Raw genomic sequence first — 23653 nt, forward strand, 5'->3', positions numbered from 1 at the left:
CGGACTTCAGCACGTTGAACTTACTGCGGGAGCCCCGAGTACGAGTGCAGGCCGTTGAAGAACACGTTGACCACGGTGAAGTTGAAGATCACGCACAGGTAGCCCGCAATCGACAACCAGGCTGCGCGGGTTCCTGTCCAGCCGCGGGTGGCGCGTGCGTGCAAGTATCCGGCATAGACCACCCAGATGACGAACGTCCAGACTTCCTTCGTGTCCCAACCCCAGAAGCGGCCCCAGGCTTTCTCGGCCCAGATGGCGCCGAACATGAGGGTGAAGGTCCAACCCACGAATCCCACGGTGTTGATGCGGTAGGACAGGTTTTCCAGGCTCAACGCGTTCGGTACGAGCCGCATGAAGCCCAGCCTGTCCACACCGCCGGCAGCCAAGGTCTTCTGGCGGTGTGATTGCAGCAGCTGCAGGGCTGACATGGCGAATGTCAAGGTGAACAAGGACGCGGACATGACTGCGATGGAAACGTGGATGACCAGCCAGTAGCTTTGGAGCGCCGGAACCAGGTGGCCCACCGGGGTCCAGTACGTCACCGATGCCGCCACCATCATGATCACGGCGAGGCCGAGCACGAAGGTGCCCAGGAAGCGCAGGTCGCGGCGGATGAGCGAGAGCAGGAAGACAGCCACCACCAGGAAAGCGCCGGTGGTCAGGAACTCGTACATGTTTCCCCACGGCACGCGGCCTGCGCCGAGCGCACGGGTGATGACCCCGGCACCGTGGATGACCACGCCGATGATCGCCACTGCCACCGCAACGCGGGCCGGAATGCGGCGCTCGGCGGCGTACTTCATGTCACCGCCGGCGGTCTGGCTGACGGAGGTGATCGCCGACGTCGGGCGCTCGGTACGGCCCGCAGGTCCCCCGACGTCGTTTCCACCGGCACGGCCGGCGGCGACCGGAACCTTGACCTCGGCTGCCACCGAAGAGGCCGCTTTCAGGTCCACCGCTTTCAGCATCTTGCTGCTCTTGGCGAGGTCCCACGCGAAAGCGATGAACGCCACCGTGTAGGTACCGGCCGCGAGCAGCATGAAAAGCTCGCTGTACTGGCCCATGGTTTCGTTGATGGGGAGCATTACTGGTCCTTCGAGGTTGAGGAAGAAACGGTTTCGGTGGACTGTTCGGTGGTGAGCAGCCATTCTCGTTGCAGCAGTTCGCGGATCGCGGCAGCTTCGCCGGCGAGCCTATGGTCCTCGCCGCGGGCAAGAAGGCCGTACTCTACCATTGTGCGCCCGTCCTCGTGGGTTCCGGTGCGGACCCAGACGCGGCGGCGGTTCAGGTAGAGGGAGAGAATCAATCCGGCGACCGCCAACAGGGCGAACACGAGCGCGGTGGCCTGCCCGGGATTGTGGTGGATGTCGACGCCAACGTACTTCTTGACGCCGTCGAAAGTGATGCTGCCCTTGCCGTCCGGAAGCGTGTACGTGCCTCCGGGCGCGATCGCGATGGCCTTGTTAGCCATTCCCCGGCCGTTGAGCGGGGTCAGCTTTGCGACGTCGAGCTCGAAGACGTTCTGCGGGGCACCATTGTTCAGGCCAAGGTCGCCGTAGTACGAGTTGAGGTTCAACTGCGGGTTGATGAGCGAAGGATCGCCGCTGTAGGCGAGACCCTTGTCCGTCACCATCGCCGTGGGCAGGAAGAACCCCGCGAAGCCGAGCTGATCGGGCTTGGCATCGGGAACCTTGATGACCACCGACGAGTAGTAGTTGTCACCTTGAAGCTTGGCTACCACCGGCCCCTGCATGGCGATGTTGCCGGCGCCGTCGCGGACGGTGACTACGGGAGCGTAGCCGTTGCCCGTGAGGTAAATGCTGGTGTCGCCGAGGGAGACGGGATCGTTGACCTTGAGGACCTGCTTCTTGGCGGGCGAGTCCGGGGTTTCCTTGGTGGTGACGTCCGCCGTGAAGTCGATCGGCTGGCCGAAGTGCGCCGGCGATTCCCGGTCGAACTGGACGTCGAACTTGTCCAGCTGGATGGAGTACGGCTGCAGCCAGCTGCTCTGGAAGTTGGTGCCCGGGCTGAATTGGTCATAGCCCACCAAGGTGTTGACGAAGGTATCGCCCTCAACGAGGATGCGCTGGCCGCTGTAGCCGAACAGTCCGCCGACCGCCACCGAAACCAACACTCCGATCAGCGAAGCGTGGAACACCAGGTTGCCCACTTCCTTGAGGAAGCCCCGCTCGGCGCCGAGGGAGGGCATGGCGCCGTCGGCGTCGCGCACCTCCACGCGGTAGCGGCGCTTCTTCAGCACGGCGGCGGCGTCCGCGATAGCCTTCGACGCCGGGATCCCGGCGTCGGCGGGCAGCACCAGCGTGCCGTATTCCGGGAGGCGGGAGAGACGCTTGGGGGTCCGCGGCGGCTGCGAGCGCATTGCCTTGTAGTGGGCGATGGCCCGGGGTGTCACACAGCCGATGAGGGAGATGAACAGGAGGATGTAGATCGCCGAGAACCAGGCCGAGGAGTACACGTCGTATAGCTGCACCGAGTCCAGGAGCTTGCCGTAGTCCGGGTGGTCGCTGATGTACTGCGTCACGATCGAAGGGTTCGCCGGCCGCTGCGGGAAGAGCGAGCCGGGAACCGCCGCGACGGCGAGGAGCAGCAGCAGGAACAGCGCAGTACGCATGCTGGTCAGCTGGGTCCAGGCCCAGCGCAGCATGCCTATGATCCCCAGGACAGGCAGTGCTGCCTCGGCCTTGGCCTTATTGATCGCCTTGTCAGCTCCGGCAGGCTTGCTGGCGGACTTGTTGGACTTCTTTTTACCTTGCACGGGCTCGCTCATCAGATCGGCAACTTCACATCGGTTTGGAACCAGTACTGCAGCCCGGTGACCCAGGCGCCCCACACTCCCGTGGCCATCAGGATTCCCAGGAGGATCAAGATGCCCCCGCCAATGCGCTGGATGGCCAGGCGGTGCTTGCGGAAGAAGGACATCACACCCATCCCCCGGCGGACCGCGAGGGCTATCAACAGGAAGGGAATGCCAAGGCCAAGACTATAGACAAACGCCAGGAGGGCCCCCTTCGCCGCGGACGATCCCCCGGAAAGGCTCAGCAACTGGACTGCGGAATAGGTGGGGCCAATGCAGGGAGCCCAGCCGAGTCCGAACGTGATGCCCAGCAGCGGGGCACCCCACAGCCCGGCAGGCGGCTTGGCGTGGATTTTGGCGTCACGCTGCAACCAGCCGAAGCCACCCAGGAAGACGACTCCCATGATGATCACCAACACGCCCAGCAATTGAGTGACCCACGCGTTCTGCGGGCCGGTGATGAGGGTGCCCAATTGGCCGAAGGCGCCACCGAGCAGGACAAAAATCACGGAGAATCCGAGGACGAACAGGCCGATTCCGGCGAGCATGCGCCCGCGCCTTTGCTTCTGGAGGTCGACGCCGGTCAGCCCGGTCACGTAGCCAAGGTAGCCAGGCACCAAAGGCAGGACGCACGGCGACAGGAAAGACACGAGTCCTGCCAGCAAAGCCACGGGAATGGCCAGCAGCAAGGAACCGCTCAGGATGGTCTCGGCGAAAGGACTGTTCACGCTGTCGGGGCCACCTACTCGGCAACCGCGGTGGTGATGAGTGCCTTGAGCGTGCTCTTGTCGATCTCGCCCAGGACGCGGGCGGCAACCTTGCCTTCTTTGTCCAGGACCAGGGTGGTGGGCACCGCACCGGGAGGCACAATGCCGGAGACGGACAGCAGCACGGCGCCGTCTTTGTCGTTGAAGCTGGGGTACGTGAGCTTGAACGTCTGGTCGAACGCGTCGGCCGTGGCCTTCTCGTCCCGGAGGTTCACACCGTAGAACTGGACGCCCTTGCTCTTGAACTCCTGGTGCAGTTCCTCGAGAATCGGCGCTTCAACCCGGCACGGCGCACATGCGGCGAACCAGAAGTTGAGGACGGTTACCTTGCCAAGCAGGTCCTGCGGGGTCACGGCAGTTCCGTCGAACAAAGTGCCCTTGATCCCGACGGCGGCCTTGCGGTCCGCTTTGGCGAATTCGGTCACCGAGCCGTCCCCGGCGACGTAGTTCTTGTTGTCGCCCGCTTTGGCTTGCTGGGCCAGGGCGTCTTCCTGGGCACAGGCGGACAGGCCCATGGTCAGCGCAGAGAGTGCCACTCCCCCAACGGCGAGGAAGCCACGTCGCGAGGTCAGCGCTGCATTGAGCTTCTGGCCGCTGGTCTTGCGGCTGGTGGTGTTGCGGTCCATTGTCATGCTCCGGGGGTCCTGGCGGCACCAGGCAGCAGCACGGCGGCGGGCTCGCTGTACTCCACCCGCGCAACCTTGCCGTCGTCGAACACCAGGGAAGTCAGGGACGTCAGCGTGCACTCGCGCTTGCGCGGATCGTGCCACAGGCGGCGGCCCTCGGCGCTGAGGCGCGTGGCGTAGATGGGAAGCTGATGGCTGACGAGGATGGCTTCCGCGCCGTCGCCGCCAAGTTCGATCGCCTTCAGCCGGGCGTCCTCGACGGCGGCCCGCATGCGGGTCACCTGGGCCTGGTAGGACTCGCCCCAGGACGGACGCAGCGGGTTGCGGTACTCGATCCAGTGCTTGGGCTTGATGAATTCGGAGATGTTGGCCTTGAGCCCCTCGAAGTGGTTCTCGGCTTCGATGATCCGCGGTTCCGTGTGGATCTGGAGGTCCAACGCTTGGGAAGTGGGCAGGGCGGTTTCCTGCGCGCGGGTCAATGGTGAGGAGACAAGGTAGACGATGTTCGCCCCCTGTGCGACGCGGGCAGCGAAGTGGTCAGCGAGCATCTTGGCCATCTCGCGGCCGCGTTCGGAGAGGTGGAATTCGGGCAGTCTGCCGTACAGAATGCCGTCGGGATTGTAGACCTCGCCATGGCGGAGCAGATGGACAGTTGCTTGGGGCATGTTTACCAGTTTCTCAAAGAAGGCGGGCGATCTGAAATCTTCTACGTTTCGTAGAACTGAAAGTTTCTTCAGAATGTTCCCTGAAGGTGGAATAAAAGATGCATTTGCATGTTTATACTGGACACAAGGTTCGGTTGATACTTCAACTAAGTATCGCCGAACGACCGATGAAGCTACGATCACACCTTCCCAAGGAGAACCCCATGACCCTTCCCGCAAACGTCACCACCGGCGTCTGGACCCTCGACAACTCCCACAGCGAGATCGGCTTCACCGTCCGCCACGCAGGCATCAGCAAGGTCCGCGGCCAGTTCACCGAAGCCGAAGCGACCCTTGACCTCGGCAGCAGCCTGGCCGACTCCAAGGTCGCCGCAACCATCGCGACCGCCAGCTTCGACTCGGGCGACGCCAACCGCGACGGCCACGTGAAGGGCGAAGACTTCTTCGACGTGGAGAAGTTCCCCGAGATCACCTTCGTCTCCCGCCACGTCAAGGCCAATGGCGACAGCTTCGACCTCGTGGGCGATCTGACCATCAAGGGCGTTTCCAAAGAGGTCACCATCGAGACCGAGTTCAACGGCGTCGCCGTTGACCCGTTCGGCAACACCCGCGCGGGCGTCTCCGGTGAGACCACCATCAGCCGCAAGGACTTCGGCTTGACCTGGAACGCTGTGCTCGAAGCCGGCGGCGTGCTGGTCAGCGACAAGGTTGTCATCAACCTCGAACTGGCCTTCATCGCACCTGCCGCCTAGTCCACCGTTTTTCCGGACTGACCAGCGCCTTCGGGGCTGCACGCGATCCCGTGTGCTGCCCCGGAGGCGCCGTTTTTTTGCTTGCGGAATCACCCGCCCATTGTTCTCGGAAAAGCCGATGCTTAGCGGCGAATTAGCCAAGAATTTCCTATGAATCCTTAAACCTCAGGTCTAAAGTGAAGCCATGAGTAACCCAAACGAAGCTCCGCAGCCCCAGCAGCCCGGAGCCCAGCCACCGCAGCCCGGCAATGTCCCTCCTGCGGGTTACCAGCCTCCGCGGGGATACCAGCCACCTCCCTCCTACCAAGCACCCCCGTCCTACCAGCAGCCCGCCCCCGGCTACCAGCAGCCGGGTCAGCCCGCCTTTGGCGCGCCGGCAGGTCCCAACGCCGCCCCGCCGGCAGGGCTCGGCTACGCGGCGCCGGCGCGGAACACTTTCGGACTCCACTTCAACAACGTCGCGCAGCGCTTCCGGGACACCACCGGAGTGCCGCAACAACTGTCCATCTCCTACTGGTTGTGGGTCGCGGCTGCCGCTTTGGGTGTTCTTGCCAGCTTCATCAACATCTTCACGTTGCGCGATGTCTTCGGCGGGATGATGGTGGGCGCGGGCATTGTGGGCCTGATTTTCAGCCTGGTCTTCGCAGCCCTTTACGTCTTCATTGCCATTCGGCTCAAGGAAGGCTCGCGCTGGGCGCGACTGGTCCTGACCATCCTGGGAGCGTTTGCGGTAATTTCCCTTTTGCTCCAAGTGGTTACCCTCAACCTCAACTTCATCGGATCGGCAGTAGCCGTCGCGGCCGCCGTCCTGATGTGGCTTCCGGAGTCCCGGAAGCATTTCGTCTAACAACACCGCAGAACCACGGCTGAAGGCCGCGGCAGGTCCTCGGAGGACCCCGCGGCCTTCCCTTTGTCCCCCTAGGATTCGCGGGAGATCCGCCGGACCGCGTCAAGCCAGAATTCTTGGCACGAATCCTCATCAGCGCCGCGCCGTCGGGGTACGGTGGGATTAAGCCGAGCTGGGGGCAGGGCACGATGCACCCGGCAGCCGTATCTGCAGTCGACACGCAAAGGAATGCCATGAGCACCCCTCCGTACCCGCCGTCCACTCCGGGCGAAAATCCCACACCTGAGCAGCCGAAATACGGGCAACAGGCACCCCAGCCGGGTCAGCAGCCGCAATACGGGCAGCAAGCTCCGCAGTACGGCCAGCAGACGCCGCAATACGGCCAGCAGTCACCGCAGCAGGGTCAGCAGCCCCCTTACGGCCAACCCTCCGCACCGCAGTACGGCCAGCCTTCCGCGCCCCAGTACGGCCAGCCTTCCGCGCCCCAGTATGGGCAGCAGGCTCCGCAGTACGGGCAGCAGGCACCTCAGCATCCGCAGTACGGCCAGTCTCCCGTCCCGCAGTACGGGCAGGGCGGCCCCACCACGTGGCCGAGCCAGCAGCCTGCTGCGACCTCCGGAGTCCCCCAGTTGGTCAACATCTCCTTCTGGCTCATGATTGCCGCCGGTGTACTGACCTTGATCGGCATTCCCTTCACTATCGCGACGCTGAACTCGCCTGCAGGCAGGAGCATGTTCGATCAGGCCTTGGCGGCGCAGGGAAACAACGCTTCCGGCGTCGACACGAGCACCTTCATCAGCATTGCGATCACCTTCCTGGTTATTTTCTCGGTGGTCTTTGCCGGGCTCTACGCGCTGGTTGCGTTCAAGGTCCGCAAAGGCAAGAACTGGGCCCGCATCCTGGGCACGGTCTTTGCCGCAATTTCCCTGTTCGGGCTGACCCAGCTCGGCATGGGCACCATCACCATCCTCCTGGGCATCGCCGCGATCGTGCTGCTGTATTTGCCGGCTTCGGCACCCTATTTCCGGAAGGCCCAGCCGTTCGCCAACCCCTACGGCCAGCCGCCGTACGGCCGATAAGCACAGCGCCGTACGGCCGATAGGCCTATAGCTAAGAAACCAACAACGGGCGCAGACCCGGCTCGGCCTAAATGGCCTGGCCCGGGGTCTGTGCCCGTTGTGCGTGGTACGCCAGGATCTGAAGCTCAGTGGCCATGTCCACTTTGCGCAGGTTCACGTAAGGCGGCACCTGCAGCAGCACCGGAGCAAAGCTCAGGATGCTGCGGATGCCCGCGCTGATCACCCGGTCGCAGACGTCCTGTGCCACCGCGGCGGGAAGGGCCAGGACAACCATGTTGGTGCCGGTCCGCTGAAGGACCGCTTCAAGATTGGCGGCGTCGCTGACCCGCAGCCAGCCGACTTCGTTCCCGATGACCATGGGATCGGCGTCGAGGATTGCCACGACGTCGAAACCTCGGGACTCGAATCCGCCGTATCGTGCCAAGGCCTTGCCGAGGTTGCCGGCGCCCACAATGGCCACTTTCCAGTCGTGGGTCAGGCCGAGCGCCGCAGCGATGTGACGGCTCAGGTACTGGACCTCGTATCCCACGCCACGCGTTCCATAGGAGCCGACATAGGAGAGGTCCTTGCGCAAAGTGGACGAGCTGACTCCCGACGCCTCGGCCAACGCTTCGGAAGAAACCCGCTCCACGCCTTCGCCCAGCAGGGAGTTCAGGGCGCGCAGGTAAAGCGTCATCCGGGCCACAGCCGCGGGCGGTATCTGCTTCGCCGCAGAGTCCTTGTCCCCGGGAACAGCTTCGGCGGACGGTTCCAGCGCAGTCACGTTCTTCTCCATTGCGTCGCTTTGTTTTCCCACTCTATTGCCAACAAAGCACCGCACGCATGTTCAGGCTGCGATGGCCTTCTTCAGGAGCCGTACCAACCGTGCCTCATCGATTTTCCAGAAATCCCGCTGGATTCCGTCCACGAAGAGCACGGGGATCTCCTCGGCGTAGCGCTCGCGCAGTACCGGGTCGGTGTCGATCGATTGTTCCGTCCACGTGAGCCCGAGGCTTGAGGTCACGCGTTCGACGGCGTCACGCGCCTCGGCGCAAAGGTGGCAGTCAGCTTTGGTGAGGAGTACGACGTCGGGATTTGGCATGGTTCAACGGTATCGCTTCCGCGTCGACGGAGCCGTCGCGAACGGCAGGAGGCCGGGCGATTGACTAGACTCATGGCATGCCCGTCGAGAAGAACGCCGTTGTGGCCACCGCGCCGGCTGCAACGCAGCAACACGGCGAAGCCGCATTCTTCGACGTCGACAACACCCTCATGAAGGGTGCCAGCCTCTTCCATGTCGCCCGCAAAATGTACGAACGCAAGGCCTTCACGCTCTCCCAGGCCGCGGGTTTTGCCTGGAAGCAGTTCAAGTTCGTGCTGCGGGGCGAAAAAATGGAGGATGTCCATTCCGTCCGGGATTCCGCGTTGGTCCTCGCCGCCGGCATCAAGGTGTCCGACATCAGGGAGCTGGGCGAAGAGGTCTATGACGAGATGATCGAGTCGCGGATCTGGCCGGGTACCAAGGCCTTGGCGGAACAGCACCTGCGGGTTGGCCGGAAGGTCTGGCTCGTGACCGCGACGCCCATCGAGGTTGCCACCGTCATCTCCACGCGGCTCGGCCTGACCGGCGCCCTGGGTACCGTGGGCGAGGTTGAAGACGGTGCCTATACGGGCAGGTTGGTGGGCGAGATCCTCCACGGGCCTGCCAAAGCCGTGGCTGTGCGGCGCGTAGCGGACGAAGAAGGCCTGGACCTGAAGCGATGCTGGGCCTACAGCGATTCACATAACGACATCCCGCTCCTCACTTTGGTGGGCCACCCGGTGTGCATCAATCCAGATTCCCGGTTGCGCCGCCACGCGCGGGAGAACAACTGGCCTGTTTATGACTTCCGTTCCGGCCGTCGGGCAGCGACGCTCGGCCTCAAGGCCGCGACTGTCGGAGGCGCCGTCTACGGTTTGTGGCGGGGTTTCTCCAAGTTCCGCGGCCCGCGGGGCTAACCCCCGCTCACATATACCCGCCTCCCCGGCAACCCCCGCTCACATACGTGAGCGGGCGTTACCGGGGCGTGGACGCAAAAATGCCCGCCGCCTCGGGAGGCAACGGGCATTCACGCTGGAGGAAGTATCTCTACTTCTTATTGCGACGCTGGTGGCGGGTCTTGCGAAGCAGTTTGCGGTGCTTCTTCTTGGCCATACGCTTGCGGCGCTTCTTAATAACTGAACCCACGTAAGTTCCTTACCAAACTAGATTGAGACTCTGTCTGCTGGGTGAGGTCCTTGAACTGAGCAACAGACTTTACAACTGACAGATTCTTACAATGACGTAAAACGTTCCTTAACAGGGTACCGCTTATCGGGGGCACCCAATGACCGCCGGCCCTTTCGGGAACCAGGCAGGACTCAAGCGGTCTCCGAGTGTCCGTCGACAACCGCGCCCTTGAGGTACTGGCTCACAGCTTCCTCGGGGACACGGAATGATCGTCCGAATCGGACGGCCGGCAATTCTCCCGAGTGAACCAGACGGTACACGGTCATTTTGGAAACCCGGAGGACTTCGGCAACTTCAGCCACGGTCATGAAACGCGCGTTCGAGAAGTTAGTCTCTGCGGACATTTCTCCATATTCCTTTGCTCTCAGCGGTTAGCGGCGAACCCCAGCATTCATTACCTGGTGTGCCGATGCTGAGCCATCAAACAACCATGTGCTAGATACTCTAGAGGCTGCTGGTACCAAAGTGAAAGTCTTTCGGCGAACTGGAGACGAGGATCTCCCTAGTTGGAACCAGCCATCCGACGCTTGCGCGCCGAGGCGGCCAGCTGGTTCAGGACGGACACCGTGATGTCCCACTCCATGCAGGCATCGGTGACGCTCTGGCCGTACACCAGCTCCTGTTCCCCAGCCGACTGCCGCTCCACATCCAGGTTCTGCGCCCCACCGACAAGGAAGCTTTCCAGCATGACGCCTGCGATCGGCGAAGCAACGTCATTTTCCACCTGCGCGCCGATCTCCAACGCGACTTCCGCCTGGCGATGGTGGCTCTTGCCGCTGTTGGCATGGCTCGCGTCAACGATCAGACGCGGGTTCAGCCCCTTCGCCGCGAGCTTCTTCGAGGCAGCAGCCACCTGGTCGGCGGCGTAGTTCGGACCCTTGCGGCCACCGCGCAGGATTACATGCGCGTCGGGGTTGCCCGACGTCGCCACCAGCGCGGCGCGACCGTCGCCGTCGATCCCCAGGAACGCCTGGGGTGCCGCGGAAGCACCGCAGGCATCGATCGCGACTTGGAGGTCGCCGTCGGTCCCGTTCTTGAAGCCGATGGGCATGGACAGTCCGGAGGCGAGCTGACGGTGGATCTGGCTCTCGGTGGTCCTCGCACCGATGGCGCCCCACGCCACGAGGTCGGCCATGTATTGCGGGCTGATGGGTTCCAGGAACTCGGTGGCGGTCGGCAGGCCCAAGGCTGTGACTTGCTGGAGGAAGCCACGTGCCGCCCGGAGCCCGGCCGCGATGTCGTGGCTGCCGTCCAGGTGGGGATCGTTGATGAGGCCCTTCCAGCCCACCGTGGTGCGCGGCTTCTCGAAGTACGCCCGCATGACGATGAGCAGGTCTTCCTTGTGCTTCTCCGCCTGGCTGACCAGCCTGCGTGCGTATTCCAGGCCCGCCTTCGGATCGTGGATGGAGCACGGGCCAACAATCACCAGGAGCCGATCGTCCACGCCGTCCATGATGGCGCGGACTCCATCGCGTCCGCGCTCGACGACGGCGGAGGCCCTCGCGTCAAGCGGCAGTTCCGTGATGATTTCCTGCGGCGTGGGGAGCGGCTCGAAGCGGCTGACGCGCAGGTTCGACGTCGACTGCGCGCCGGTATTCTCGACGTCGGCACTTACTGTGGTGGGCTCTGCAGCGATGCTGGTCATGAAAGGGGTCCTGTTCCGAAAGAGGTGCGGACCCTGCTCAGAGCCCGCCTGGAAATGGCGAAGGGCAGAGAATGATCTCTGCCCTGTTGGCTCTGAAGGAAAGTTGGATGCGTGTCAGTTAGACGCGGGCCCCTCCAGAGCCAACGAAAAATACGCATACCAACGGTTAGTCATAGCGAAACCATAGCGCCAGGCTCCGGATGCCCGCAAATCGAAATGCAACGACATCAAGGGAAACCGTTTCCCCACGCACTATAAACTTCACCTCAGGACAAACGTCCCCGGGGAGCTGGGAACAGCGCGGCCCCAACTCCAGGAAGGAAACCATGCCAGGCAGAAGGAACACCCGGCGGGTGGGCATCGCAGATGTGGCATCCATGGCCGGCGTTTCGCATGCCACCGTTTCCCGCGTCATGAACGGTAACACCACCGTGGACGCCGACATTGCCGCCCGCGTGCGCGCAGCCGCTTCGGAGCTGAAGTACAAGCCAAACCCGGTTGGCCGCAGCCTGGCCCTCGGAAAAACGGACACTATCGGAATCGTGGTGCCGGACCTGTCCAACCCCACGTTCCAGGCCATTCTCCGCGGGCTGAGCATTGCGGCCGCCCGCGACGGCTACCGCGTGCTGATAGCGGACTCGTCCGAAGTCTCCAGCGAAGAAGCGATCCTGGCCGGGGAAGCCCGGAGGCGATGCGACGGCGTCGTTCTGTGCGCCCCCCGCATGAGCGACGCCGAACTGGAAGAACTCGCTCCCTCGCTCTATCCGCTCGTCCTCATCAACCGGACCACCGAGTCTGTACCCACTCCCAGCCTCGTGGTGGATTACGGCCAAGGCATCCAGGAACTTGCCGCCCACTTGGTTGAGCTGGGCCATCGCAAACTGGCGTACCTGACAGGACCGGACCGCAGCGCGTCAAACGTGCAGCGCCTGCGCGGGCTCGAGAAGTTCACCGCCGAGTTCCCGAACGTCGAATTGCAGTTCATTCCTGGAGGCAACACGTTCGACGCCGGTTTCGAGTCGAGCGATGCCGTCGCCTCGTGCGGCGCCACCGGAATCCTCGTCTTCAACGACGTCGCCGCGATGGGCCTCTTGAGCGGACTGAGCCAGCGCGGGATCCGCGTGCCGGAAGACTTGTCGCTCACCGGCTTCGACGACATGCCCTTCGCCCGGTACACCATGCCTCCGCTGACTACCGCCGCCGTGCCGATCTCCGACCTCGGCGACCTTGCGTGGCGCCGCATGCGCGAGCAGATCCAGACCAACGACGCCGTCTCCCCCACGAACTACTTCCCGCCGCGGATTGAGCTCAGGGGAAGCACCGGACCTGTCAAGGCCTAGTTTCCACCGGGGCCTTCCCCAGCCCCGCCTCCCTGTAGTACCCCTCGATGTGCGCGGCAACGAGCGTGGCCGCCCGGCCGCCGTCGCCGTCGTTGACCGCGTCCAAAATGGCGCGGTGCTCGGACCGCAGGCGATGGGCGGTGCTGTCCCAATCCGGCAGGTTCGCCGTCAGCGCCGCGGCGTATCCCTCGATCGCTTCGCGGAGCGAGCCCATGATGGTGCTCACCACCGTATTCCCCGCAGCTTCCGCCAGCGCCAAGTGGAAGGCGACATCCAAGGCGAGGAAATCGTCGACGGCGGGGCTTGCGTCCATTTCGTCCAGGAGCCTCGCTGCTTCCTCGAGTTCCGGGGCGTCGGCCTTGGCGCGGGACACCGCCCACGACTCGAGCAGGACCCGGGTTTCCACGATGTCAGCGACCGGCAAATGCTGCGTGGCCACGTGGAGGCGTAGCGCGGAGCCGAGCGCCGTGGCCGGTTCCGCGATGACCACCGTCCCTGCGTCCTTGCCAGAACCGACACCTGCCCGTACCAAGCCCATGGCCTCCAGGATCCGGATGGCTTCGCGGACGGAGGTCCGGGATACTTCCAATTGTTCGGCCAGCGCCCGCTCGGCGGGGAGCCGCCCACCAAGGACCAAGTGCCCATCGGACAATTGCTTTTCGATCCAACTCAGGACGAGCTCGTGCGTTCGCATGGATAAATAATAGTTGATGTGGTTGGACCACATAGCCTAGAGTGTGGTCTAACCACACAAGCACACGGGAGACAGCACCATGACGCAGACCGTCCAGCCGAGCAGCGCACCTTCCTTTGGGGTCCCCGCAAACGCACCCGCCGACGTCGGGCGTCCCGCTGCACTCAAGCGCCGGGTTCCCAGGTACGCGGACCTGGCGCCGCTCATGAAGTTCAAGAAGCCAGAGTTCAGCAGCGCTGCGAAGTTGCGCCGCGCATCCACCATTTGGGAACTGCGGGACATGGCCAAGCGCCGCACTCCGCAGGCGCCGTTCGACTACACGGACGGTGCGGCGGAGGCGGAGATCACCCTTCGCCGGGCCCGCCAGGCGTTCCAGGACATCGAGTTCCGGCCGGGGATCCTGCGCGACGTCTCCAGGATTGATCTCAGGACCAAGATCCTGGGCAAGGAATCCAGGCTTCCGTTCGGCATCGCGCCCACGGGGTTCACTCGCATGATGCAGTCGGAAGGTGAGTACGCGGGTTCGCAGGCGGCCGAAGCCGCTGGTATTCCCTACACCCTCTCCACGATGGGCACGGCCTCCATCGAGGACGTGGCCGCGGCGGCCCCGAACGGCCGCAACTGGTTCCAGCTGTACCTGTGGACAAACAGGGACCGTTCCCTGGAACTGATCGAGCGCGCCGCAAAGGCCGGAAACGATACCCTCATGGTCACGGTGGACACCGCCGTCGCGGGTGCCCGGCTGCGGGACGTCCGCAACGGCATGACCATTCCGCCGGCACTCACCGTGAAAACCGTCCTGGATGCCTCGTACAGGCCCGCCTGGTGGTTCAACTTCCTCACGCACGAGCCGCTGACCTTCGCCTCGCTCTCCCGCTATACGGGCACCGTGGCCGAGCTCATCAACTCCATGTTCGACCCCACCCTGACCTTCGATGACCTGGACTGGCTGCGCGAAACCTGGAAGGGCAAGCTCGTGGTCAAGGGCATTCAGACGGTGGAAGATGCCCGCAAGGTGGTGGACCACGGCGCGGACGGCGTCGTGATCTCCAACCACGGCGGGCGCCAGCTGGACCGGGCACCGATTCCTCTGCACCTCGTTCCGGAGGTCTCCGCAGCACTGAAGGCGGACAACAGCGACGCAGCCGTCATCCTGGACACGGGCATCATGAGCGGCGCCGACATCGTGGCGGCCCTGGCCCTCGGCGCCGACTTCACGTTGATCGGCCGGGCGTACCTCTACGGGCTCATGGCCGGCGGGCGCGCCGGCGTGGACCGCACCATCCAGATCCTGGAGAAGGACATGGCCCGCACCATGGCCCTGCTCGGAGTCACCAGGATCTCGGAACTCACCCCGGACCACGTGCGCCTCCTGGGCACCTAACCTAGGGCGGCCCTCCCCAACTAACTCGCAGTAAGTGTCGTTTTGAGGCGTCAAAACGACAACAAATGCGAGTTAGTTGGGTGGGTGGGCTAGATGAGGCCCTGTGCCAACATGGCGTCCGCGACCTTCACGAAGCCGCCGATGTTGGCACCCAGGACATAGTTGCCCGGCGCGCCATATTCCTCCGCGGTTGCGGCACAACGATCGTGGATGCCCACCATGATTTCCGTAAGGCGTGCTTCGGTGTATTCGAAGGACCAGGAATCGCGGCTGGCGTTCTGCTGCATCTCCAACGCCGACGTCGCCACGCCGCCGGCGTTGGCTGCCTTGCCCGGGGCAAACAGGATGCCCGCGTCCTGGAAGACGGCAACGGCTTCACGGGTGGAGGGCATGTTGGCGCCTTCGGCGACGGCCAGCAGACCGTTGCTGACGAGCTTGGCTGCAGCGTCGCCGTCGAGCTCGTTCTGCGTCGCGCACGGCAGCGCAACGGTGCCGTTGACGTCCCAGACCGAGCCGTCGGCCACATAATTTGCGCCCCGGCGGCGCTCCGCGTATTCCGTGAGGCGGCCCCTTTCGACTTCCTTGATCTGGCGGAGCAGCGCGACGTCGATGCCGGCCTCGTCAACCACGTAGCCCGCGGAATCTGAACAGGCGACCACCGTGGCGCCAAGTGCCTGGGCTTTGGCGATGGCGTAGATGGCCACGTTGCCCGAACCGGAGACCACGACGCGTTGGCCATCGAAGGACTGGCCCCGGGTCTTGAGCATCTCTTGCGCAAAGATGACCGTACCGAAACCAGTCGCTTCCGGACGGACCAAGGAGCCGCCCCACGACATGCCCTTGCCCGTCAGCACCCCTGACTCGTAGCGGTTGGTGATGCGCTTGTACTGGCCGAACAGATAGCCGATCTCGCGGCCTCCCACGCCGATGTCGCCGGCGGGAACGTCCGTGTATTCGCCGATGTGGCGGTACAGCTCGGTCATGAAGGACTGGCAAAAGCGCATGATTTCGGCGTCGGAGCGGCCTCGGGGATCGAAGTCCGAGCCCCCCTTGCCGCCACCGATAGGCATGCCTGTCAGGGCATTCTTGAAGATTTGCTCGAAACCGAGGAACTTGACGATCCCCAAGTAGACGGAGGGGTGGAAGCGCAGTCCGCCCTTGTAGGGGCCCAAGGCTGAATTGAACTCGACGCGGAAACCACGGTTGACGTGAACGCGTCCGGCGTCGTCGGTCCACGGGACGCGGAAGATGATTTGGCGTTCCGGTTCGCACAGGCGCTCAAGGACGGCGCCCTCCAGGAATTCCGGGTGCCTGTCGTGTACCGGGCCGAGGCTTTCAAAGACCTCGGTGACGGCCTGGTGAAATTCCAGCTCGCCCGGGTTCCGTGCCAAGACGGTGTCCCGGACTGCTTCCAGCCTCGAATCCATGTGACTCCCTACAACTTCTGCGCCGAGCGGCGGGTCTGCATACAATCCCGTCATGCTCGCATTAGTCGCGCGGCAGTCTCCATCCGAACCGATTACGACCGGGCAGCGCTGAGGGCAGAGGACCGCGAAAAGCGCTGTTTCCAGGAAACATCGGCCAGGGCCTGACCGCGATCACCCCGGCTTGCTTCTACTTCTTCCGCCCGAACTTCGGCAGGTTGGGCAGGTTCGGCAGGTTCGCCAAGAGGTCCGCAGCCTTGGTGGCGGCACGGCCAACCGTACGGCCGATCTGCTGCGGCCTGGTGTCGTCGATTCCTGCGGCGGAGGCAACAGCTCCCGAGGCGGGAACGGTTTCAGGCGAGCGCTCGACGTCGGTGGTCGCCGGAGACGTGCCCAGCGGCTCGCTGTCGGGCTGCTTCTTCGCAGTGCCCTGGCCCGCTGCTTCCGGCTGGCCCGCCGCACGTGGGCGGGGGCTGCGCGCCGGCGTCGCGGCTTCGGCCGCGGGCTTCGCGGGACCGACGTCGAACGTCTCCAGCCAGCTCGCAACACCTGCGAGCGGCTTCGGGTTCAACGCGTAATAGCGTTTTTGCCCCTGTGCGCGCATGCTGACGAGATCCGCCTCGCGGAGTACCTTCAAATGCTTTGAAATGGTGGGCTGGCTCGCGGCGAGCTCCTCCACCAGTTCCCCCACAGCCTTATCCCCAGAGCGGAGGGAAACCAGAATGTCACGCCGGGTTGCCTCAGCAATGACGGCAAATACGTCGTCAGTCACCATGCCTCCCACCCTAGCGACATATACGCCAAAAGGCATCAACTATTTCGCATATGCGCGTGGCGTTGCCCTCGGTCTTACGCCAGCTGGTCGAACACGCATCAGTCGAACCAGGGATCCAGTCCGTAGAGCGGGAAAATCTCCTTGCGGGTGGCGATGATCGTGCGGTCCACGGCATCCGCGGGGTCGTACCCGACCTCCCACGAACGCCACCAAGTGTCGACGCCGTCGCCCATGAATTCCGGTACCGCTTCGCCGTACTTTTCCTGGACATAGCTCCGGAAAGCCTCCGGAACCGGAGCCGTGAGCCGGACGGGGTGTTGGGCCACGATGCCTATCAAATGGCTCCACGTGCGCGGCACCACTCCCGTGATGTCGTAACCTCCTCCCCCGGTGGCGATCCAGCGGTTCTCGCAAAACCGGCCAGCAAGGCCCGCGACGGCGGTGGCCGCCTCGCGTTGGCCGTCCACGCTGAGGTTGAGGTGGGTGAGGGGATCGAGTTTGTGGGAGTCGCAGCCATGCTGGCTCACGATGACTTCCGGTTCGAAGGCCTGCACAAGTTGCGGTACTACGGCATGGAAGGCGCGCAACCACCCGGCGTCGCCGGTCCATGCGGGCAAGGCCACGTTGACGGCCGTGCCCAGCGCGTCCTGGCCGCCGATCTCGTTGGCGAATCCCGTTCCTGGGAACAACGAGAGCCCGCTCTCGTGCAGGGAAATCGTCAGGACCCTGGGGTCGTTCCAGAAGATGCTCTGGGTGCCGTCGCCGTGGTGGGCATCGACGTCGATGTACGCGACCCGGCGGACACCGCCGTCGAGCAGCCTCTGCACGGCGAGGGCGGCGTCGTTATAGATACAGAAGCCGCTGGCCCGCTCACGGGACGCATGATGCATGCCGCCACCGAAGTTGACGGCGCGGACCGCTGTACCGGACAGGACCGCCTCGGCCGCGAGCAACGATCCGCCGGCCAGCCGGGCGCTGGCTTCGTGCATCCCGGCAAAGGCCGGATCATCGTCGGTGCCAAGCCCGCGTTCCGGGTCCGGCGTCGTTGGATCGTCGCTTGCGCGCCGCACCGCGGCGACATATTCGGCACTGTGCACAGCCAGGAGTTCGACGTCGGACGCGACCCCGGGCGCTTGGACGGACACATGCTCGAGGTCGAAGAGTCCGAGTGCCGCGGCGAGCCTGGCCGTGAGTTCGAGCCGCTCGGGGGCCATCGGATGCGAGGGACCGAAATTGTACGCGGTCATGGCGGGATCCCACGCCACCGTCGTTGGCAGCGGGGAGGGACGGAGGCCTGCCCAGGAAGTCATCAATGACAGGCTACCCGAGCGGCGGGAGCGCACTGCCCGTGACGGCGAGCGATTAGTGGTTTACTACTCAGGAAAGCAGAATCAATCGACCAGAAGCGAACAGCACCGCCATGACCCAGAGCCAGTCGAGGTCCCGAGACCCGGCCAGCTGGCAAACCGTCCAGCCGGAGCGGGGAAGCCTGTGGATTTTCACGGGCATCCGCGACTTCATCGACAACATCGCCAACTCCTCACCGGCCCGGTTGGCGCTGACGGCATATGTCTTCGCGATTCTGCTGTTCACCGGCCTGCTTTCCCTGCCCGCGGCATCGGCGGACGGTTCGGTCACTCCCATCCACCAGGCCTTGTTCACCGCTGTTTCCAGTGTCTGTGTGACCGGTCTGACGGTTGTGTCGACGGCGACGCACTGGACGTTCTTCGGCCAGCTCGTGATTCTGGTGGGCATCTTCGTGGGTGGGTTGGGAACCCTGACACTCGCATCGCTCCTGGCGCTCATGGTCAGCAAACGGCTGGGTGTGAGGGGCAAGCTCATCGCCCAGGAGGCCATGAACAACGCCGGACGCCTGGGCGAAGTGGGTACGTTGTTGCGGATCGTCATCTCGACGTCCGTGACGATCGAGGCGATCCTGGCCATCGCGATGATTCCGCGGTTCCTGACACTCGGAGAGGACTTCTGGCAGGCAGTCTGGCACGGAATCTTCTACTCGATTTCTTCCTTCAACAATGCCGGGTTCACGCCCCATTCCGACGGAATCGTGCCGTACGAGACCGATCTGTGGATTCTTGTGCCGCTCATGCTGGGAGTGTTCCTCGGCAGCCTCGGCTTCCCGGTGATGCTGGTGCTTCGGCGGCACGGCCTCAATTGGAAGAAGTGGAGCCTCCACACCAAGCTGACCATCCAGGTTTCCTTGATCCTCCTCATTGCCGGCGCAGTCCTGTGGGCCCTGATGGAGTGGGACAACACCAACACCATCGCCAACATGAGTGTCGGCGACAAGATCACGCATTCCATTTTCGCCTCGGTCATGACGCGCTCCGGCGGCTTCAACCTGGTTGACCAGAGCCACATGGACGCCACCACCAGGCTGCTGTCGGACGCGCTCATGTTCGCCGGCGGCGGTTCGGCATCGACGGCGGGCGGCATCAAGGTGACCACCGTCGCGGTCATGTTCCTCGCCATCGTCGCTGAGGCCCGGGGCGATCAGGACGTCAAGGTCTATGGCCGTACGATTCCCGAGGGCACCATGCGGGTAGCTATCTCGGTGATCGTCGCCGGCGCCACCTTGGTGTGCGCGGCCGCATTCTTGCTTCTGGCCATCAGCGGCGCCAGTTTGGACCGGGTACTCTTCGAAACCATTTCAGCCTTTGCAACCGTAGGCCTCAGCACGAACCTCAGCGCCGAACTCCCGCCGTCGGGGGTTTACATCCTCGCCGCCCTCATGTTCGCCGGCCGCATCGGCACCATTACCCTTGCCTCCGCCTTGGCCCTCCGCCAGCGCAGGCAGCTATTCCACTATCCGGAAGAGAGGCCGATCATTGGCTAATTCATCAGGCGTCCCCAACCGGCCGGCGCACAACGCGCCCGTGCTGGTGATCGGCTTGGGCCGATTCGGTGCGGCCACTGCCGAGCAGCTCGTCAAGCAAGGACGCGAAGTCCTGGCCATCGAGCGCGACCGCACGCTCGTCCAGAACTGGGCCTCGGTGCTGACGCATGTGGTCGAAGCGGACGCCACCAACATCGATGCCCTCCGCCAGCTTGGCGCGCAGGAATTCAGCTCTGCCGTGGTGGGCGTGGGAACGTCGATCGAATCCTCGGTGCTCATCACGGTGAACCTCGTGGACCTGGGAATCGAACACCTCTGGGTGAAAGCGATCACCGCCTCCCACGGCAAGATCCTCACCCGCATCGGCGCCAACCATGTCATCTACCCCGAGGCCGACGCCGGAGTCCGTGCGGCACACCTGGTCTCCGGGCGCATGCTGGACTTCATCGAGTTCGACGACGATTTCGCCATCGTGAAAATGTACCCGCCCAAGGAAACGGTGGGCTTCACGCTGGATGAGTCCAAGGTCCGTTCGAAATACGGCGTGACCATTGTTGGCGTGAAATCCCCGGGCGAGGACTTCACCTACGCCCGACCGGACACGAAGGTTTCCGGCCGCGACATGCTGATTGTGTCCGGCCACGTGGACCTGCTGGAACGGTTCGCGGCGCGGCCGTAGCCACCGTCCTCGTGAGCACCGTAAGTAGGACTAAGCGAGCTGCTGTGTGATTTCCGCTGCCCGGGCGGCCGCGGCGCGGGCTCCGTCGGCGATGATCGCAGGTATCCCGCCGTCGTTGAACGCAGCGATGGCGCGTTCGGTGGTGCCGTTGGGGCTGGTCACGGCAATGCGCAGCGCGGTGGGGTCGGCTCCGGGCTCAGCGAGCATGAAACCGGCGCCCGCCACGGTCTCGCGGGAAATCTTGAGGGAGAGCTCGGGATCCAGGCCAAGCTCGACGCCGGCGGCAGCCATTGCTTCTGCGAGGTAGAACGCGTACGCGGGGCCGGAGCCGCTGATGGCGGAGAGGGCATCCACCTGTTCCTCGGGGATTTCCACCACGGTGCCTGCGGCGGCGAGGATGTCCTTGGCCTGCTGGAGCTGCGCGGGGGTGCAGTTGGTTCCGGGCGAAACAGAGACTACCCCGCGGCCGAGCTTGGCGGGCGTGTTGGGCATCGTGCGGATGACCGGCTGGCCCGCCGGCAGGGCAGCTTCCAGCTGGGCGATGGACACGGCTGCGGCAACGCTGATCACAATGGTGTTCTTGGCCAGCGCTGGTGAGATTTCCCGGGCAAGATCGGCAATGCCCGCAGGCTTGACGCCCAGGATGACAACCGAAGCGCCCTTCGTGGCCAGCTTGTTGTTGTCTGGTTCCTCGGCTCCGGCAATCGTCATGACATGGTGGCGCTCAGCTAGTTCCGCCGCACGTTCTGCGCGACGCACAGTGGCGACGACGTCCGACGGGTCCGTTCCGGCAGCCAGCAGGCCACCCAGGATGGCCTCGTTCATGGACCCACAGCCAAGGAATGCGATTCGGTTGCTCATGGCTCCATGATGCCAGTTCGGCCACCCCGCTGCCGAACGGATTTCGGAAGCTGTTCGAACAAGCCAGGATTCCCAGCTGGTTCCCAAGGTTATCGCAGGCTGCACCCAACATCGATCCGTAGCTTAGTAATTACCTCATTGAGGGTGCGAGTGATGAGGCGGGCATGGGGATGTCCGCCACAAGCACCGGTGGTCGAACGGGTTTCCCCCCATTTTCCCGTATCGACCGCCGGTGCTTTCTCGTTTAAGGAACCTAGATCTCAAAGGCTCCCACGAGCGGCGCCCCCAAGTGCTGGCGGGCGAAGCGCAGCGTCTCGGCAAGCCACTCCTCGCGTTCACCGGCAGCCTTGGCCTTGCGTGTCGAAATCTCGGCAACCACGGTGCCCTCGAATCCACTGGAAGCGAGATACTGCAGCGCCTCGGCGCACTGTTGGGTGCCGTAACCGGGGATCAGGTGCTCGTCCTTGCCCGAGCCCGAACCATCTGTGAGGTGGACGTGCCGCAGCTTGCTCCCGAGCGCCTGGATCGCCTCCAGGCTGTTGGCACCCGCGGTGGCGGCGTGCGAGAAGTCCCAGGTGACGTCGTCGTAATCCTGGCCCATCGGATCCCAGTGCGGAAGGTAAGCGAGCGCCTCCCGGCCGCGCACACGCCACGGGTACATGTTCTCTACGGCGATGTGCACTTGGTACATCGCCGCGATTTCGCGCACGCCGGCAGCGAAGTTCTCCGCATAGTTCGACTGCCACCGGAACGGCGGGTGGACCACCACGGTGTTGCAGCCGACTTCGCGCGCCATCTGGCAGGACATCTCGATCTTGTTCCACGCCGGACCCCAAACCTGCTGGGTCAGCAGCAGGGTGGGCGCGTGGATGGAGACGATTTGCTGGTCGTAGCGATGGCTTAGCTGGATGAGGGCATCCGGGTTCTGGCTGGTGGCGTTGTTGGTCACCATCACCTCGACGCCGTCGTACCCCAGGTCCTGGGCCACGGCAAAAGCGTCATGGACGCTGAGAGGATAGACCGAAGCGCTGGATAGCGCCACCGGGATCCTCGGCGTGTCTTCTTCGGAGTGCTCGACGTCGGTGCTCATGTTAGTTGGCCTGCCTCCCGGCGATGGGGATTGGTATGGATACTGCCGCGGGCGCGGCCTTTCCGGTGTTGGCGCCCAGGCGTGGCACGGGTACCGCGCCTCCGAGCCCGACATGCGGGGCCGGGGCCAGCGGGCCATCGAAGATCAACTGGTCGAGCCGGCGGAGGATCAATCCCTCGCGCAAGGCCCAGGGGCAGATCTCCATGCTGGGAAACTCGAACAATTCCAATGCGGCCTCGGCGACGAGGGCACCCGCAAGGATCTGCGCCGCCCGTGCATCCGAGACGCCCGGGAGGTACAGCCGGTCCTCGACGGTCATGGCCGAGATCCGCTGCGCCCACAGCCCCAAGTCCGTGGCGTGGAGTTCGCGCTTGACGTAGGGCCCGGCGCCACTGGGGGCCGCACCTGCGATGCGTGCAAGCGAACGGAAGGTCTTGGAGGTTCCGGCCACCAGGTTGGCCCGGCCCAATTGCTTGAACTCGCGCACGACCGGCTTGAGCGTGTGCCGGATGTACTTGCGCAGCTCTTTGACGCTTTTGGCCGTGGGCGGGTCATTGTGGAGCCAGTCCCTCGTCAAGCGGCTGGCGCCAAGCGGCACTGACACCGCGAGTTCGGGCAGTTCATCCTGGCCGAACGCCATTTCGAAGGACCCACCGCCGATGTCGAGGTCCAGGATCGGTCCGGCGCCCCAACCGTACCAGCGTCGAACCGCGAAGAACGTCATGGAGGCTTCTTCACTGCCGGTCAGTTCCTGCAGGGTCACGGTGGTTTCGTGCTTCACCCGGGCGAGGACCTCGACGCCGTTGGTGGCTTCGCGGATGGCCGAGGTACAAAAAGCCAGGAGGTCCTCGGCCTTGTGGCGGGCTGCGAACTCCCAGGCTTCGAGGACGAACTCGATCAACTCGTGTTGTCCGGCGTCGTTGATGTTGCCGTCGGCGTCCAGGAACTGAACCAGCGAAAGCGGTCGCTTGTGGGAGGCAAATGCGACCGGACGTGCTCCCGGATGCGCATCCACCAAAAGCAAATGGACGGTGTTGGAACCGATGTCTAGGACGCCAAGACGCATTCTGCCATTATTCCCCGATTCGAAGCGTGTGAAGCAAGTACG

25 protein-coding genes are annotated in these 23653 nt (G+C 64.0%); 8 read left to right on the forward strand and 17 right to left on the reverse strand.

Annotation, left to right across the window (positions count from 1 at the left end):
* Positions 1 to 20: 20 nt before the first annotated feature.
* Genes ccsB through OIT41_RS16795 form a run of 5 tightly spaced genes read right to left on the reverse strand, consistent with a single transcriptional unit; the run spans position 21 to position 4873 of the window.
* A complete protein-coding gene (gene ccsB / locus OIT41_RS16775) occupies positions 21 to 1085 on the reverse strand; it encodes a c-type cytochrome biogenesis protein CcsB (RefSeq protein WP_241709317.1) in 1065 nt (354 codons plus the stop codon).
* Positions 1085 to 2788, reverse strand: coding sequence for a cytochrome c biogenesis protein ResB (locus tag OIT41_RS16780; RefSeq protein WP_264636915.1), 1704 nt, complete (start codon positions 2786 to 2788; stop codon positions 1085 to 1087). Before OIT41_RS16780 ends, ccsB begins: the two co-directional genes overlap by 1 nt.
* Positions 2788 to 3543, reverse strand: coding sequence for a cytochrome c biogenesis CcdA family protein (locus tag OIT41_RS16785; protein WP_078107682.1), 756 nt, complete (start codon positions 3541 to 3543; stop codon positions 2788 to 2790). The genes OIT41_RS16780 and OIT41_RS16785 overlap by 1 nt, the downstream gene beginning before the upstream one ends.
* A 14-nt stretch (positions 3544 to 3557) precedes the next feature.
* The gene (locus tag OIT41_RS16790) at positions 3558 to 4208 is read right to left on the reverse strand and encodes a TlpA family protein disulfide reductase (RefSeq protein ID WP_139359661.1); all 651 of its coding nucleotides are present in this window, start codon (positions 4206 to 4208) and stop codon (positions 3558 to 3560) included.
* Positions 4209 to 4210: 2 nt separating this feature from the next.
* Entirely contained in the window at positions 4211 to 4873 is a 663-nt protein-coding gene (locus OIT41_RS16795) for a histidine phosphatase family protein (protein ID WP_241709315.1), read from the reverse strand.
* 203 nt (positions 4874 to 5076) lie between these two features.
* Between OIT41_RS16795 and OIT41_RS16800 the strand changes: the two genes are divergently transcribed.
* The 3 genes from OIT41_RS16800 (at position 5077) to OIT41_RS16810 (ending at position 7551) form a co-directional block, all read left to right on the forward strand.
* Positions 5077 to 5625 carry a YceI family protein gene (locus OIT41_RS16800; RefSeq protein WP_078107679.1) on the forward strand — a complete coding sequence of 183 codons (549 nt, stop codon included), beginning with the start codon at positions 5077 to 5079 and terminating at the stop codon, positions 5623 to 5625.
* 184 nt (positions 5626 to 5809) lie between these two features.
* On the forward strand, positions 5810 to 6472 hold the full coding sequence (locus tag OIT41_RS16805) for a hypothetical protein (protein WP_264636916.1): 663 nt from the start codon (positions 5810 to 5812) through the stop codon (positions 6470 to 6472).
* A gap of 233 nt (positions 6473 to 6705) precedes the next feature.
* Complete coding sequence (locus tag OIT41_RS16810; RefSeq protein WP_264636917.1) at positions 6706 to 7551, forward strand: hypothetical protein; 846 nt, start codon at positions 6706 to 6708, stop codon at positions 7549 to 7551.
* 67 nt (positions 7552 to 7618) lie between these two features.
* Here OIT41_RS16810 and OIT41_RS16815 read toward each other — a convergent pair whose 3' ends face one another.
* Both OIT41_RS16815 and OIT41_RS16820 read right to left on the reverse strand, forming a co-directional pair.
* A complete protein-coding gene (locus OIT41_RS16815) occupies positions 7619 to 8326 on the reverse strand; it encodes a redox-sensing transcriptional repressor Rex (protein ID WP_078107676.1) in 708 nt (235 codons plus the stop codon).
* Between the two features lie 51 nt (positions 8327 to 8377).
* The gene (locus OIT41_RS16820; protein ID WP_241709311.1) at positions 8378 to 8632 is read right to left on the reverse strand and encodes a glutaredoxin family protein; all 255 of its coding nucleotides are present in this window, start codon (positions 8630 to 8632) and stop codon (positions 8378 to 8380) included.
* Between the two features lie 77 nt (positions 8633 to 8709).
* On the opposite strand from OIT41_RS16820, the gene OIT41_RS16825 reads away from it, so the two are divergent.
* Positions 8710 to 9528, forward strand: coding sequence for an HAD family hydrolase (locus OIT41_RS16825; protein WP_241709310.1), 819 nt, complete (start codon positions 8710 to 8712; stop codon positions 9526 to 9528).
* Positions 9529 to 9658: 130 nt separating this feature from the next.
* Here OIT41_RS16825 and OIT41_RS16830 read toward each other — a convergent pair whose 3' ends face one another.
* The 3 genes from OIT41_RS16830 to OIT41_RS16840 all read right to left on the reverse strand — a co-directional run bounded on the left by OIT41_RS16830 (position 9659) and on the right by OIT41_RS16840 (position 11444).
* On the reverse strand, positions 9659 to 9757 hold the full coding sequence (locus tag OIT41_RS16830) for a 30S ribosomal protein bS22 (protein ID WP_003792170.1): 99 nt from the start codon (positions 9755 to 9757) through the stop codon (positions 9659 to 9661).
* A gap of 173 nt (positions 9758 to 9930) precedes the next feature.
* Positions 9931 to 10143 (reverse strand): helix-turn-helix domain-containing protein, encoded by a 213-nt coding sequence (locus tag OIT41_RS16835; protein ID WP_078107672.1) that lies wholly within the window; start codon positions 10141 to 10143, stop codon positions 9931 to 9933.
* A gap of 158 nt (positions 10144 to 10301) precedes the next feature.
* Positions 10302 to 11444: a 3-deoxy-7-phosphoheptulonate synthase gene (locus OIT41_RS16840; RefSeq protein WP_264636918.1), complete on the reverse strand. Its 1143-nt coding sequence runs from the start codon at positions 11442 to 11444 to the stop codon at positions 10302 to 10304.
* A gap of 326 nt (positions 11445 to 11770) precedes the next feature.
* Between OIT41_RS16840 and OIT41_RS16845 the strand changes: the two genes are divergently transcribed.
* Positions 11771 to 12784, forward strand: a complete 1014-nt coding sequence (locus tag OIT41_RS16845; protein ID WP_078107670.1) for a LacI family DNA-binding transcriptional regulator — start codon at positions 11771 to 11773, stop codon at positions 12782 to 12784.
* On the opposite strand, the gene OIT41_RS16850 is transcribed toward OIT41_RS16845, so the two are convergent.
* Entirely contained in the window at positions 12774 to 13478 is a 705-nt protein-coding gene (locus tag OIT41_RS16850; RefSeq protein ID WP_241709308.1) for a FadR/GntR family transcriptional regulator, read from the reverse strand. The genes OIT41_RS16845 and OIT41_RS16850 overlap by 11 nt on opposite strands.
* A gap of 79 nt (positions 13479 to 13557) precedes the next feature.
* Here OIT41_RS16850 and OIT41_RS16855 point away from each other — a divergent pair, with 79 nt between their 5' ends.
* Complete coding sequence (locus OIT41_RS16855) at positions 13558 to 14862, forward strand: alpha-hydroxy acid oxidase (RefSeq protein WP_319801829.1); 1305 nt, start codon at positions 13558 to 13560, stop codon at positions 14860 to 14862.
* An 89-nt stretch (positions 14863 to 14951) separates the two neighbouring features.
* Here OIT41_RS16855 and gdhA read toward each other — a convergent pair whose 3' ends face one another.
* From gdhA to OIT41_RS16870, 3 genes are all read right to left on the reverse strand, one after another.
* Positions 14952 to 16289, reverse strand: coding sequence for an NADP-specific glutamate dehydrogenase (gene gdhA, locus OIT41_RS16860; RefSeq protein WP_264636919.1), 1338 nt, complete (start codon positions 16287 to 16289; stop codon positions 14952 to 14954).
* A 187-nt stretch (positions 16290 to 16476) separates the two neighbouring features.
* On the reverse strand, positions 16477 to 17061 hold the full coding sequence (locus OIT41_RS16865; protein ID WP_264636920.1) for an ArsR/SmtB family transcription factor: 585 nt from the start codon (positions 17059 to 17061) through the stop codon (positions 16477 to 16479).
* 98 nt (positions 17062 to 17159) lie between these two features.
* Complete coding sequence (locus tag OIT41_RS16870) at positions 17160 to 18371, reverse strand: acetoin utilization protein AcuC (protein ID WP_264636921.1); 1212 nt, start codon at positions 18369 to 18371, stop codon at positions 17160 to 17162.
* Positions 18372 to 18481: 110 nt separating this feature from the next.
* Between OIT41_RS16870 and OIT41_RS16875 the strand changes: the two genes are divergently transcribed.
* Both OIT41_RS16875 and OIT41_RS16880 read left to right on the forward strand, forming a co-directional pair.
* Positions 18482 to 19915, forward strand: coding sequence for a TrkH family potassium uptake protein (locus tag OIT41_RS16875; RefSeq protein ID WP_264636922.1), 1434 nt, complete (start codon positions 18482 to 18484; stop codon positions 19913 to 19915).
* A 40-nt stretch (positions 19916 to 19955) separates the two neighbouring features.
* Positions 19956 to 20594 carry a potassium channel family protein gene (locus OIT41_RS16880; protein ID WP_171983496.1) on the forward strand — a complete coding sequence of 213 codons (639 nt, stop codon included), beginning with the start codon at positions 19956 to 19958 and terminating at the stop codon, positions 20592 to 20594.
* Positions 20595 to 20624: 30 nt separating this feature from the next.
* On the opposite strand, the gene proC is transcribed toward OIT41_RS16880, so the two are convergent.
* From proC to OIT41_RS16895, 3 genes are all read right to left on the reverse strand, one after another.
* Positions 20625 to 21455 carry a pyrroline-5-carboxylate reductase gene (gene proC / locus OIT41_RS16885; protein ID WP_078107660.1) on the reverse strand — a complete coding sequence of 277 codons (831 nt, stop codon included), beginning with the start codon at positions 21453 to 21455 and terminating at the stop codon, positions 20625 to 20627.
* Positions 21456 to 21708: 253 nt separating this feature from the next.
* Positions 21709 to 22545 carry a sugar phosphate isomerase/epimerase family protein gene (locus OIT41_RS16890; RefSeq protein WP_241709302.1) on the reverse strand — a complete coding sequence of 279 codons (837 nt, stop codon included), beginning with the start codon at positions 22543 to 22545 and terminating at the stop codon, positions 21709 to 21711.
* Position 22546: 1 nt separating this feature from the next.
* Positions 22547 to 23611: a Ppx/GppA phosphatase family protein gene (locus OIT41_RS16895; protein ID WP_171983495.1), complete on the reverse strand. Its 1065-nt coding sequence runs from the start codon at positions 23609 to 23611 to the stop codon at positions 22547 to 22549.
* Positions 23612 to 23653: the final 42 nt, after the last annotated feature.

Source organism: Arthrobacter sp. YA7-1 (assembly GCF_025960325.1).
In the GTDB taxonomy this organism is placed as follows: Bacteria; Actinomycetota; Actinomycetes; order Actinomycetales; family Micrococcaceae; genus Arthrobacter; species Arthrobacter bambusae_A.

What these genes read in the sequence shown, in the direction of transcription:
- OIT41_RS16845 (WP_078107670.1), top strand. Translation starts at nt 11,771, where the DNA reads ATGCCAGGCAGAAGGAACACCCGGCGGGTGGGCATCGCAGATGTGGCA.
- OIT41_RS16790 (WP_139359661.1), bottom strand. Translation starts at nt 4,208, where the DNA reads ATGGACCGCAACACCACCAGCCGCAAGACCAGCGGCCAGAAGCTCAAT.
- OIT41_RS16855 (WP_319801829.1), top strand. Translation starts at nt 13,558, where the DNA reads ATGACGCAGACCGTCCAGCCGAGCAGCGCACCTTCCTTTGGGGTCCCC.
- OIT41_RS16840 (WP_264636918.1), bottom strand. Translation starts at nt 11,444, where the DNA reads ATGACCAGCATCGCTGCAGAGCCCACCACAGTAAGTGCCGACGTCGAG.
- OIT41_RS16870 (WP_264636921.1), bottom strand. Translation starts at nt 18,371, where the DNA reads ATGACTTCCTGGGCAGGCCTCCGTCCCTCCCCGCTGCCAACGACGGTG.
- OIT41_RS16890 (WP_241709302.1), bottom strand. Translation starts at nt 22,545, where the DNA reads ATGAGCACCGACGTCGAGCACTCCGAAGAAGACACGCCGAGGATCCCG.
- OIT41_RS16865 (WP_264636920.1), bottom strand. Translation starts at nt 17,061, where the DNA reads ATGGTGACTGACGACGTATTTGCCGTCATTGCTGAGGCAACCCGGCGT.
- OIT41_RS16815 (WP_078107676.1), bottom strand. Translation starts at nt 8,326, where the DNA reads ATGGAGAAGAACGTGACTGCGCTGGAACCGTCCGCCGAAGCTGTTCCC.
- OIT41_RS16875 (WP_264636922.1), top strand. Translation starts at nt 18,482, where the DNA reads ATGACCCAGAGCCAGTCGAGGTCCCGAGACCCGGCCAGCTGGCAAACC.
- OIT41_RS16850 (WP_241709308.1), bottom strand. Translation starts at nt 13,478, where the DNA reads ATGCGAACGCACGAGCTCGTCCTGAGTTGGATCGAAAAGCAATTGTCC.
- OIT41_RS16795 (WP_241709315.1), bottom strand. Translation starts at nt 4,873, where the DNA reads ATGCCCCAAGCAACTGTCCATCTGCTCCGCCATGGCGAGGTCTACAAT.
- OIT41_RS16895 (WP_171983495.1), bottom strand. Translation starts at nt 23,611, where the DNA reads ATGCGTCTTGGCGTCCTAGACATCGGTTCCAACACCGTCCATTTGCTT.
- OIT41_RS16810 (WP_264636917.1), top strand. Translation starts at nt 6,706, where the DNA reads ATGAGCACCCCTCCGTACCCGCCGTCCACTCCGGGCGAAAATCCCACA.
- OIT41_RS16820 (WP_241709311.1), bottom strand. Translation starts at nt 8,632, where the DNA reads ATGCCAAATCCCGACGTCGTACTCCTCACCAAAGCTGACTGCCACCTT.
- OIT41_RS16805 (WP_264636916.1), top strand. Translation starts at nt 5,810, where the DNA reads ATGAGTAACCCAAACGAAGCTCCGCAGCCCCAGCAGCCCGGAGCCCAG.
- gdhA (WP_264636919.1), bottom strand. Translation starts at nt 16,289, where the DNA reads ATGGATTCGAGGCTGGAAGCAGTCCGGGACACCGTCTTGGCACGGAAC.
- proC (WP_078107660.1), bottom strand. Translation starts at nt 21,455, where the DNA reads ATGAGCAACCGAATCGCATTCCTTGGCTGTGGGTCCATGAACGAGGCC.
- OIT41_RS16800 (WP_078107679.1), top strand. Translation starts at nt 5,077, where the DNA reads ATGACCCTTCCCGCAAACGTCACCACCGGCGTCTGGACCCTCGACAAC.
- OIT41_RS16780 (WP_264636915.1), bottom strand. Translation starts at nt 2,788, where the DNA reads ATGAGCGAGCCCGTGCAAGGTAAAAAGAAGTCCAACAAGTCCGCCAGC.
- ccsB (WP_241709317.1), bottom strand. Translation starts at nt 1,085, where the DNA reads ATGCTCCCCATCAACGAAACCATGGGCCAGTACAGCGAGCTTTTCATG.
- OIT41_RS16835 (WP_078107672.1), bottom strand. Translation starts at nt 10,143, where the DNA reads ATGTCCGCAGAGACTAACTTCTCGAACGCGCGTTTCATGACCGTGGCT.
- OIT41_RS16825 (WP_241709310.1), top strand. Translation starts at nt 8,710, where the DNA reads ATGCCCGTCGAGAAGAACGCCGTTGTGGCCACCGCGCCGGCTGCAACG.